This is a genomic window from uncultured Tepidimonas sp., from assembly GCF_938045175.1.
In the GTDB taxonomy this organism is placed as follows: domain Bacteria; phylum Pseudomonadota; class Gammaproteobacteria; order Burkholderiales; family Burkholderiaceae_C; genus Tepidimonas.
Map to the genome: position 1 here is coordinate 1 of NZ_CALIND010000107.1, position 9011 is coordinate 9011.

The window sequence follows — 9011 nt, forward strand, 5'->3', positions numbered from 1 at the left end:
AACGCGCGAGGCCGCGATGGCGCGCGTGCGCACGCGCGCCGAGGATGTGGCCGAAGTCCGCATCCTGGATGCGCTGCTGCCCCCGCCGCGCGACGGCGTCGTGGCGCGCGACGGCGCGGCGCGCCAGGTGTTTCGCAAAAAGCTGCGTGAGGGTCAGCTCGACGACAAGGAAATCGATATCGAGCTGGCGGCGAGCCAGCCGCAGTTGGAGGTGATGACGCCCGCCGGCATGGAAGAGATGGCCGAGCAGATCAAGGGGCTGTTCGGTCAGCTCAACCTGGGGCGGCGCAAGACGCGCCGCCTGCGCATCGCCGAGGCACGCCGCCTGCTCATCGAGGAGGAGGCCGCCAAGCTCGTCAACGAGGAGGACATTCGTGCCGAGGCGATCCATAACCTTGAGCAAAACGGCATCGTCTTCATCGACGAGATCGACAAGGTGGCCACGCGCAGCGAGGTCGGCGGCGCCGACGTGTCGCGCCAGGGCGTGCAGCGCGACCTGCTGCCGCTGGTGGAGGGCACCACCGTCTCCACCAAATACGGGCCGGTCAAGACCGACCACATCCTCTTCATCGCCAGCGGCGCGTTTCACCTGAGCAAGCCCAGTGACCTGATCCCGGAGCTCCAAGGGCGCTTTCCGATCCGGGTGGAGCTGCAGCCGCTGTCGGTGCAGGATTTCGAGGCGATCCTGACCCAGACGCACGCCAGCCTGGTGCGCCAGTACCAGGCACTGTTGGCCACCGAAGGGGTGCAACTGGTGTTTGCCGACGACGCCATCCGGCGCATCGCCACCATCGCCTACGAGGTCAACGAGCGCACCGAAAACATCGGGGCGCGCCGTCTGGCCACGGTCATGGAGCGGCTGCTCGACGAGATCAGCTTCGACGCGGTGCGCCACAGCGGCCAGACCGTCACGGTGGATGCCGCCATGGTCGACGCCCGGCTGGGCGAGCTGGCCCGGCACGAGGATTTGTCGCGCTTCATCCTCTGACCGGCGCCGCGCGCGAGGGCGCCGCGCTTCTTGACAAGCTGCTTGCACGCTGCCTTGTAAGCATTTGATTCGGCGTCTGTTTTTTAAGGCCGATTGGGGTGCCCAATTGGCCTTAACTCTTTGATTTCACGAGAAAAAACCCGCGGCGGACTTGTCGTGCGGAGGTTTTTGGTGCTAAAGTGGGAGCTAGTGCAAAAAAGTGGTGAAAAGTGGTTTTTCACGGCGGGATCTGATCCGTGTTCCAAGGCGCCTCGTCCCTCAGTCTCGATGCCAAAGGTCGGCTCTCGGTGCCGACCCGGCATCGCGACGTCCTCAGCGCCACGGCGGGCGGTCTGCTCACCATCACCAAGCACCCGCACGGCTGTCTGATGATCTTTCCCCGCCCGGAGTGGGAGGCGTTTCGCCAGCGCATCGCGCAGCTGCCCATGTCGGCGCAGTGGTGGAAGCGCATCTTCTTGGGCAATGCGCAGGACGTCGAGATGGACGCCCAGGGGCGCGTGCTGATTGCGCCCGAGTTGCGCGCGGCGGCCGGCATCACCAAAGAGGCCATGCTGCTGGGCATGGGCAATCACTTCGAACTCTGGGATGCGGCCACGTACGCGGCCCAGGAGGCCGAGGCCATGAAGGGCGAGATGCCCGAGGCCTTCCAGGACTTTTCGTTCTGAGGAGCGGGCGGTGCCGATGACCCATCCCCATCGCACCGTCCTGTTGAACGAAGCGGTCGAGGCCCTTCAGATCCAACCGGACGGTCACTACATCGACGCGACGTTTGGCCGCGGCGGTCACAGCCGCGCGATTTTGCAGCGCTTGTCGCCGCGGGGGCGCCTGACGGTGTTCGACAAGGACCCCGAGGCGATTGCGGTGGCCCAGGCGCTGGCGGCGACCGACCCGCGGGTGGCGGTGCGGCACGAAGGCTTTGCCGCCCTGGTGCATGAGCCGGCCCACAGTGCCGACGGGCTGCTGCTGGACTTGGGCGTGAGCTCGCCGCAGTTGGACGACCCGGCGCGCGGTTTTTCCTTCCGCCACGACGGGCCGCTGGACATGCGCATGGATCCCACGCGCGGGTTCAGCGCCGCCCAGTGGCTGGCCACGGCCAGCGTGGCCGAGATGACGGAGGTGTTTCGTGAATACGGCGAAGAGCGGTTTGCTGCATCGGTTGCAAAGGCGATTGATCGTCGCCGACAGGAACGGGGGCCTGTTCGAACCACCGCCGAGCTGGCCGAAATCGTGGCTGGCGCGGTCAAAACCCGCGAGCCGGGCAAGGACCCTGCAACGCGCACATTTCAGGCTATTCGGATTTACGTCAACGCCGAGCTTGAAGAGCTGCAACAGGCGCTGAAGGCGTCGCTCGTGCTGCTGCGCCCGGGCGGGCGGCTGGTGGTGATCAGCTTCCACTCGCTGGAAGACCGCTGCGTCAAGCGCTTCATGGTGGCGCACGCGCGGCCATCGGTCGATCGCCGCGCTCCCGTGGTCGAGCCGCCGCCCGCGTTGCTGGCACACGTCACGCGCACCCTGCCCTCCCCGGCAGAGGTCGAGGCCAACCCGCGTGCGCGCAGCGCCGTGATGCGCGCGGCCACCCGCACCGCTGCACCGGCGCCAGCCGATACGAGGGGGCCGCGATGCGCTTGAACCTCGTGCTGTTGCTGGCGCTGTTGGCCAGCTGTTTCTATCTGGTGACGCTGCAGTACGACTCGCGCCGCCTGTACGTGGCCAACGAGCGTGCGCGCGCCGAGGCCAACCGCCTGGCCGCCGAGCACGAGCGGCTGGTGGCGCAGCAGCGTGCGCTGGCCGCCCCGTCGCGTGTGCAGCAGATGGCACAACGCCAGTTGCAAATGCGTCCCGCGCACCCGGGCATCACCGAATACGTGACGTTGGCGACCACCGTGGTCGAGCCGGGGGGGCAGCCGTGAGCCGCAAGCCGACGCCCGCCCCGGTGCCGCGCAGCATCGCCTACGGGAGCAGTCCGCTGTTGACCAGCGCCACGCCCGTATGGCGCAGCCGCTTCATCGTCGCCATGCTGGCGCTGGCCTTTGCCGGGCTGGCGGCGCGGGCGGCGTACGTGCAGGTCATCGGCAACGACTTCTTCCAACGCCAGGGCGAGGTGCGCTATGCCCGCACGCTGGAGCTGCCCGCCAGCCGCGGCCGCATCCTGGACCGCAACGGCATGATTTTGGCCACCAGCGTGGTGGCGCAGAGCGTCTGGGCCGACCCCGAGGACGTCGATCCCAACCACCCCCGATTGCGCGAAGCGGCACGGTTGCTGGAGATGCCGCTGGCCGAACTCCAGCGCCGGCTGCAGGTGGGTGAGCGAAACTTTGTCTGGATCAAGCGCCAGGTGGACGAGCCGGTGGCGCGTCAGGTGCAGGCGCTGGGCATCAAGGGCCTGTACCTGCGCAAGGAGTACAAGCGCCAGTACCCGCAGGGGGAAGCGCTGGCGCACGTGGTGGGTTTCACCAACGTCGAAGACCGTGGCCAAGAGGGGGTCGAGTTGGCGTTCGACCGCGAGCTCAGCGGTCGTCCCGGTTCGCGCCGCGTGATCAAGGATCGGCTGGGCCGCATCGTCGAGGATGTGCGCGACATCGTGCCGCCGGTCGATGGCCGAGACCTGCAGCTGTCGATCGACGGCAAGGTCCAGTACTTTGCCTACCAGCGCCTGAAAGACGCGGTGCTACAGCACAACGCCCGCGGGGGCAGTGCGGTGGTGCTGGATGCGCACACGGGCGAGGTGCTGGCGTTGGCCAACTACCCCAGCTACAACCCCAACGACCGCCGCAGCTTGACCGGCGAGCAACTGCGCAACCGGGCGCTGACCGACAGCTTCGAGCCTGGCTCGACCATGAAGCCGTTCATCGCCGCGCTGGCGCTGGACAAGGGGCTGGTCACGCCCGAGACACCGATCCCCACCGCTCCGGGGCGGCTGCAGATGGGGGGCTTCACGATTTCCGATGTGCACCCCTATGGCGTGCTGACGGTCAACGAGGTGATTCAGAAGTCCAGCAACGTCGGCACGGTAAAAATGGCCATGCAGTTGCAGCCGCGCGACATGTGGGAGGCTTACACCCGCGCCGGCTTCGGGCACAAGCCACCAGTACCGTTTCCGGGTGCCACCAGCGGCCGACTGCGGCCGTACAAAACGTGGCGACCGATCGAGCAGGCCACCATGAGCTACGGCTATGGGCTGTCGGTGTCGCTGCTGCAGCTGGCGCAGGCCTACACCGTGTTCGCGCGCGATGGCGAGCTGGTGCCCATCACCCTGTTGCGCACCGACCAGCCCGCGCATGGCGTGCGCGTGTTCAGCGAGCGCCATGCGTTGGCGGTGCGGCACATGCTGCACATGGCCGCCGGCCCCGGTGGCACGGCGCAACTGGCGCAGACGGTGGGTTACTCCGTGGGGGGCAAGACCGGCACCGCGCGCAAGCAGGAGGGCAAAGGCTACGCCGCCCGCAAGTACCGCAGCTTTTTCGTCGGCCTGGCGCCCATCGATCAGCCGCGCGTGGTGATCGCGGTGATGATCGACGAGCCCAGCAACGGCGTGATCTACGGTGGCGCCGTGGCGGCGCCGGTGTTTTCGGACGTCGCCCAGCAGACGCTGCGCCTGCTGGGGGTACCGCCTGACATGCGTGTGCAGCCGCAGATCGTGGCCGATGCCATCGAGGAGGATCCGGTGTGAGCGCGCTGCCATCCTTCGAGTCGCTGGATGCCCTGTTGGCGTGGTTGCGCGCGTGCGGCGCCACTGGGCTGTGCGCCGACAGCCGCGCGCTGCGGCCCGGCGACGCTTTCATCGCTTGGCCCGGGGCGGCGGTCGATGCGCGCCGGTTCGTGCCCGCTGCGCTCGACGCGGGCGCCGTCGCGGTGGTGGTGGAGGCCGAGGGCCTGGCCGAGTGGCAGCAAGCGCACCCCGAGGCGGCATTCGATCGAGGCGAGCCAGGGTCGGCTCGGGTCGCGACCTTCCGCGGCCTGCGCGGCGTGGTCGGCGCCCTAGCCAGTGCTTTTTGGCACGCCCCCAGCCAAGCGCTGGACGTGGTGGCGATCACCGGCACCAACGGCAAGACGTCCACCGCGTGGTGGACGGCGCAGTGGCTGCAGGCCGCGGGAGTCGAGGCAGCACTGATCGGCACGCTGGGCATGGGACGCCCCGGTGCGGCGTTGGTCCCCACTGGCCTGACGACGCCCGACCCCGTGACCCTGCAACGTGCCCTGCGCACCTTTGCCGACGACGGCGTGCGTGCCGTGGTGATGGAAGCATCGTCGATCGGCATCGAAGAAGGGCGGCTCGACGGCACTGCCGTGCACACCGCGGTCTTTACCAACCTGACGCAAGACCACTTGGACTACCACGGCACGATGGCGTCTTACTGGGCCGCCAAGCGCCGCCTGTTCGACTGGCCGGGGCTCCAGGTGGCGGTGGTGTGCGTGGACGACCCGTATGGTCACGAATTGGCGCAGGCGCTCGCGTGCCGCACGGGTGAGGCGGGCGTGGAACTCTGGACCGTGGCCACGCAGCCCGAGACGCCGGCCCGCTTGCGCCTGCTGCAGCGCGAGTGGCGCGCGCAGGGCGTGCGCTTTACGGTCGCCGAGGGCGAAGCGCGCGCGACGTTCGAATTGCCCGTCGTGGGCGACTACAACGTCGCCAATTTGCTGGCGGCCATGGCCGTGCTGCGCAGCCGCGGCCTGTCCTGGCCCGTCATCGAGCGCAGCAGCCGGGCACTCGGGGCCGTGCCGGGCCGCATGCAGTCCGCCTGGAGTGCCGACGACGGCCCCGACGAGGGCTTGCCGCTGGTGCTCATCGACTATGCGCACACGCCCGACGCGGTGGCCAAGGCGCTGCAGGCGGTGCGCGCGCTGGCGGTGCGCCGGGGCGGACGCCTGTGGTGCGTGCTGGGCTGCGGTGGTGACCGTGACCCGGGCAAGCGCCCGCTCATGGCCGCCGCTGCCGAACGCGGCGCCGATCGGGTCGTACTGACGAGTGACAACCCGCGCAGCGAGGACCCGCTGCATATCCTGGCCCAGATGCGTGCGGGGCTGGCCGATCCTGCCGCCGCCATCGTTGAGCCCGACCGTGCCGCAGCCATCCGCTGGACGGTACAGCACGCTGCCGCTGCCGACGTGGTGCTGCTGGCGGGCAAGGGGCACGAGGACTATCAGGAAGTGGCCGGCGTGCGCCGACCTTTTAGCGACCGCGCCCATGCGCACGCGGCGCTGCGCCAACGCCGGGAGGCACAGGGATGACCGAGATGCCGATGAATCCGGCCCCCGCGCCCATGCACGGCCTCGGTGCGCTGCTGCAGGCACTGCCCAACGCGCGCGTCGTGGGCGACGTGGCGCCGCTGGCGCCGCTGCGCGTGCACACCGACACGCGCACGCTGCAGGCCGGCGATTTGTTCGTCGCGCTGCGCGGCGAGCGCTTCGACGCACACGACTTCTTGCCACAGGCGGCGGCAGCGGGTGCCGTCGGCGCGCTGGCCGAGCATGGACTGGCCGCCGCGGGGCTCAGCGGCGTGGAGGTGCCCGACAGCCGCACGGCGCTCGGCGCGCTGGCGACCGCGTGGCGGGCGCGCTGGTCAGGGGGGTTGATTGCCGTCACTGGCAGCAATGGCAAGACGACGGTGACGCAGATGACGGCCGCCATTTTGCGCGCCGCAGTGGGCGAGGCGGCGCTGGCCACGCACGGTAACCTGAACAACGACATCGGTGTGCCGCTGACGCTGCTGCGCCTGCGACCCAGCCACCGGCTGGCGGTGGTCGAGCTGGGCATGAACCATCCCGGCGAGATCGCCCACCTGGCTGCGATGGCGCAGCCCACGGTGGCACTGGTCAACAACGCGCAGCGCGAGCACCAGGAGTTCATGGCCAGCGTCGAGGCCGTGGCGCGAGAAAACGGCGCGGTGCTCGCCGCCCTGCCTGCGCAAGGCACGGCGGTCTTTCCGGCGGACGATGTCTACACCCCCCTGTGGCGCACGCTTGCGGGTGCGCGTGCCACGTTGTCTTTTGGCGAGCACGGTGCCGATGTGCAGCTCATCGGCGCCGAGTGGATCGACGGCGCGTGGTCGCTGCGCATCCACACGCCACAGGGCGCGTTCGAGACACGCTTGCGCATCGCCGGTCGGCACCACGTGCGCAACGCCTTGGCGGCCACGGCGTGCGCGTTGGCGGCCGGGGTGCCGTTGGCGGCGATCGCGGCGGGTTTGGCTGCCTTCGAGCCGGTGGCGGGCCGCTGCCGCACCCGGGTGTTGACGCTGCACGGTGCGCGCTGGACGGTGGTCGACGACACCTACAACGCCAATCCAGACTCGGTGCGCGCTGCCATCGATATGTTGGCCGCCTTGCCGGGGCCGCGCTGGTTGCTGCTGGGCGACATGGGCGAAGTGGGCGCGCAAGCCTTGGCCTTCCATCGAGAGGTGCTGCAGCACGCGCTGGCGCAGGGTATCGAGCGCGTGTGGCTGCTGGGCGACTGGATGGGGCAGGCCACGGCGACGCTGGATGCCGCACCGCTGCGCCTGCAGCACTTTGCCACGGCCGAGGCCCTGCTGTCGGCGCTCCCCGCCGCCCTGCCCGCCGGCGGGGGCAGTGTGTTGGTCAAGGGATCGCGCTTCATGCGCATGGAGCGGGTGGTGGCGGCACTGGCCGCCATGCACACGCGCGCGGACGAGGAGGAGGCCCCCCATGCTGCCTAGTCTGGCACAGTGGCTGCAGGGCATTTGGCCCGAGCTGGGCTTTCTGCGGGTCTTTCAGTACCTGACGTTTCGCGCTGTCATGGCGGCCATGACGGCGCTGCTGGTCGGTGTGACGGCGGGGCCGTGGTTCATTCGGCGCCTGACCGCGCTCAAGATCGGGCAACCGGTGCGCGCCTACGGCGTGCAGAGCCACCTCAGCAAGAGCGGCACGCCCACCATGGGAGGGGTACTGATCCTGTTTGCTATCACGGTCGCGACGCTGTTGTGGTTCGAGTGGTCCAACCGTTTCGTGTGGATCGTGCTGGCCGTGACCTTGGCGATGGGGGCCATCGGCTGGGTGGACGATTGGCGCAAGGTGGTGCGGAAAGACCCGGAGGGTATGCGCTCGCGCGAGAAATATTTCTGGCAGTCCGTCATCGGCCTGGTGGCGGCGTTTTATCTGGTGTTTGCCATCTCCGAGAGCTCCAACGCGCGGGTGTGGGCATTGTTCGTCGAGTGGGTCCGCTCCGGTTTTCAGGTCGAGCTGCCGCAGCAGGCCGGACTGATGGTGCCGTTTTTCAAAGAGATCAGCTACCCGCTGGGGGTGACCGGGTTTGTGATTCTGACCTACCTGGTCATCGTGGGCTCGAGCAACGCGGTCAACCTGACCGATGGCCTGGATGGCTTGGCCATTATGCCGGTGGTGATGGTGGGCTCGGCGCTGGGCGTCTTTGCCTATGTGACGGGCAACGCGGTGTTTGCGCGCTATCTGCTGCTGCCCTACATCCCAGGCACGGGCGAGCTGTTGGTCTTTTGCGCCGCCATGGCCGGGGCGGGCCTGGCCTTTCTGTGGTTCAACGCCTATCCCGCGCAGGTATTCATGGGCGACGTCGGTGCGCTGGCGCTGGGTGCCGCCCTGGGCACGATCGCCGTTATCGTGCGCCAAGAGATCGTGCTGGCGATCATGGGCGGCATCTTCGTCGCCGAGGCGCTGTCGGTGATGCTGCAGGTGGCGTGGTTCAAATACACCAAACGCCGCTGGGGCGAGGGCCGGCGCCTGTTCAAGATGGCGCCGCTGCATCACCACTTCGAAAAATCCGGCTGGCGCGAGACGCAGGTCGTCGTGCGCTTCTGGATCATCACCATGCTGTTGTGCCTCATCGGCCTGTCCACCCTCAAGCTGCGATGAACACGACCGTCTGGACCCACGACCTGCTGCCCGGTGTGCGCGAGCGCGATGTGCTCGTGCTGGGGCTGGGTGCCTCGGGGCGGGCGCTGGCGCGCTGGTTGCACGCTGCTGGGGCGCGCGTGACCGTGGCCGACACGCGCGCCGAGCCGCCGCAGGCCGACGCGCTGCAGGCGGTGGCCCC

9 protein-coding genes are annotated in these 9011 nt (G+C 68.8%); all 9 read left to right on the forward strand.

Features of this window, described 5'->3' with window-relative positions:
* Positions 1–988 (forward strand): ATP-dependent protease ATPase subunit HslU (hslU, locus tag Q0716_RS05660; RefSeq protein ID WP_299020678.1); only part of this gene is annotated, 988 nt, incomplete at its 5' end.
* A 236-nt stretch (positions 989–1224) separates the two neighbouring features.
* Complete coding sequence (gene mraZ / locus Q0716_RS05665) at positions 1225–1653, forward strand: division/cell wall cluster transcriptional repressor MraZ (protein ID WP_299020681.1); 429 nt, start codon at positions 1225–1227, stop codon at positions 1651–1653.
* Positions 1654–1669: 16 nt separating this feature from the next.
* On the forward strand, positions 1670–2617 hold the full coding sequence (rsmH, locus tag Q0716_RS05670; RefSeq protein ID WP_299020684.1) for a 16S rRNA (cytosine(1402)-N(4))-methyltransferase RsmH: 948 nt from the start codon (positions 1670–1672) through the stop codon (positions 2615–2617).
* On the forward strand, positions 2608–2898 hold the full coding sequence (gene ftsL, locus Q0716_RS05675; protein WP_299020687.1) for a cell division protein FtsL: 291 nt from the start codon (positions 2608–2610) through the stop codon (positions 2896–2898). The genes rsmH and ftsL overlap by 10 nt, the downstream gene beginning before the upstream one ends.
* 23 nt (positions 2899–2921) lie before the next feature.
* On the forward strand, positions 2922–4658 hold the full coding sequence (locus tag Q0716_RS05680) for a penicillin-binding protein 2 (RefSeq protein WP_299020699.1): 1737 nt from the start codon (positions 2922–2924) through the stop codon (positions 4656–4658).
* Positions 4655–6217, forward strand: coding sequence for a UDP-N-acetylmuramoyl-L-alanyl-D-glutamate--2,6-diaminopimelate ligase (locus Q0716_RS05685; protein WP_299020689.1), 1563 nt, complete (start codon positions 4655–4657; stop codon positions 6215–6217). Before Q0716_RS05680 ends, Q0716_RS05685 begins: the two co-directional genes overlap by 4 nt.
* A gap of 11 nt (positions 6218–6228) precedes the next feature.
* The gene (murF, locus tag Q0716_RS05690; RefSeq protein ID WP_299020692.1) at positions 6229–7662 is read left to right on the forward strand and encodes a UDP-N-acetylmuramoyl-tripeptide--D-alanyl-D-alanine ligase; all 1434 of its coding nucleotides are present in this window, start codon (positions 6229–6231) and stop codon (positions 7660–7662) included.
* Positions 7652–8830 carry a phospho-N-acetylmuramoyl-pentapeptide-transferase gene (gene mraY / locus Q0716_RS05695; protein ID WP_299020694.1) on the forward strand — a complete coding sequence of 393 codons (1179 nt, stop codon included), beginning with the start codon at positions 7652–7654 and terminating at the stop codon, positions 8828–8830. The genes murF and mraY overlap by 11 nt, the downstream gene beginning before the upstream one ends.
* Positions 8827–9011, forward strand: a 185-nt coding sequence (locus Q0716_RS05700; RefSeq protein WP_299020697.1) for a hypothetical protein, incomplete at its 3' end; no start/stop codon positions are given. The genes mraY and Q0716_RS05700, both read left to right, overlap by 4 nt.